2 protein-coding genes are annotated in these 1,343 nt (G+C 39.7%); both read right to left on the reverse strand.

The features are described from left to right. Window positions 1–152 precede the first annotated feature (152 nt). Window positions 153–701 carry an Hsp20/alpha crystallin family protein gene (locus tag COZ07_RS06485; RefSeq protein ID WP_406607756.1) on the reverse strand — a complete coding sequence of 183 codons (549 nt, stop codon included), beginning with the start codon at window positions 699–701 and terminating at the stop codon, window positions 153–155. A gap of 87 nt (window positions 702–788) precedes the next feature. After that, window positions 789–1,199, reverse strand: coding sequence for a hypothetical protein (locus COZ07_RS06490; RefSeq protein WP_406607757.1), 411 nt, complete (start codon window positions 1,197–1,199; stop codon window positions 789–791). Window positions 1,200–1,343: the final 144 nt, after the last annotated feature.

A 1,343-nucleotide genomic window follows, 5' to 3' on the forward strand; every position in this document is an offset into this window, starting at 1 on the left:
CTTTGATTATCTCTACTAAGGCAATAACTAAACCTAAAAGCCCGTGTTTTAGATTGTCTTCATCAATGTCGATTGGCATCTGTCGCTTCGCTCCTTTATCAGATGTTAGAAAACGGAAGTCAGATTTTCCGGTCTCTGTTCTTTGTATTCTGTTATCTGTCTTCTGTCTTCTGAATCCTCACTTCTAAGATTCCGTTCCTATAAAACTTCTCCAGCTTACCTTTAGGTTCGCAGGGTAGTTTCACTTCCTGGTGATATTTGTGGTCAGGGACATTCACTGATATGGTAAGGCTATCTTTCTCCAAATTAATTTTTATATCCTCCTCTTCAACCCCTGGTATCTCAGCAATCACTTTAATATAATCTTTCTCGTCAAAGATATCTGCTGGCCTTTCCTGAGGCATAGGAGGAGAGACTTCCTTTCTCATAGATGGTTTATCTGGAGCTAAATGCCTTGCTTCAAACCTTCCTTTTATCCTAAATTTTCCTTCTTCTGTCTTTTTCAAAGGAGCTTCCTTCAACTTACGCTCTACTTCTTCATCAATCCTTTTTAATCTTTCTTTGAATGCCGGAGATTTTTCCAAGCCCTTGAACAATCCACCCAATCCTGGAATCATCTTACCAATCCCTTTAAGAATTCCTCCTGCTATTCCTTCTTCTTCTTCTTTACCATTTTCTTTCTTTTTATCCTCTTCAGCCATTTTCTTTTCTCCTCGTTATCATTTATTAGGTTTCAGAAAACAGAAGTCAGAAAACAGAGGTCAGAAGTCAGATTTTTCTGTTTTCTGTTATCTGTCTTCTGTCCTATATCCGCAAATAAAACATCCCTTTTCTTCCAACTCTTCAGTAATCACCTTGCGACCGCATTTAGGGCAGATAGTGTAGTAAGACCTCTCTTGTCTTTCAACTTCAAAGTGCTTTAAACCACTTTCCCTTTTTGCCTCAGCTATCTCCAATTCACTCTCTGTTCCTTTCCAACCACAGGCATAACAGCCTTTTTTAACTAAATCTTCTCTTACTACTTTCTTCCCACAGGAAGGACAACGCATCCAATATTTAGAGGCTGCTTCTTTTCTCTTTTCAGCTTCTTTTGACTCATCTATATGGTCTAAAACCTTATCTCCCACACCCAAGGTTGGATCTAGGGGAATACCTAAGATATTAAGGCCGCCAAATCTATCCTTCTGCTTCTTTTCCATAAGATTTAAACCTCCTTTATGCCTCTGTTTTGAGTGCCTTGGCTTTGGCAGATATCCAGCCACACCAGGGACACCCGGTACTCATAAGTTCTTCTAGCGGTACTCGCTTATTACATTGTGGACACTCTTCCTTGCTTACCATAG

The sequence above is a fragment of the Candidatus Infernicultor aquiphilus genome, assembly GCF_002784285.1.
Classification (GTDB): domain Bacteria; phylum Atribacterota; class Phoenicimicrobiia; order Phoenicimicrobiales; family Phoenicimicrobiaceae; genus Infernicultor; species Infernicultor aquiphilus.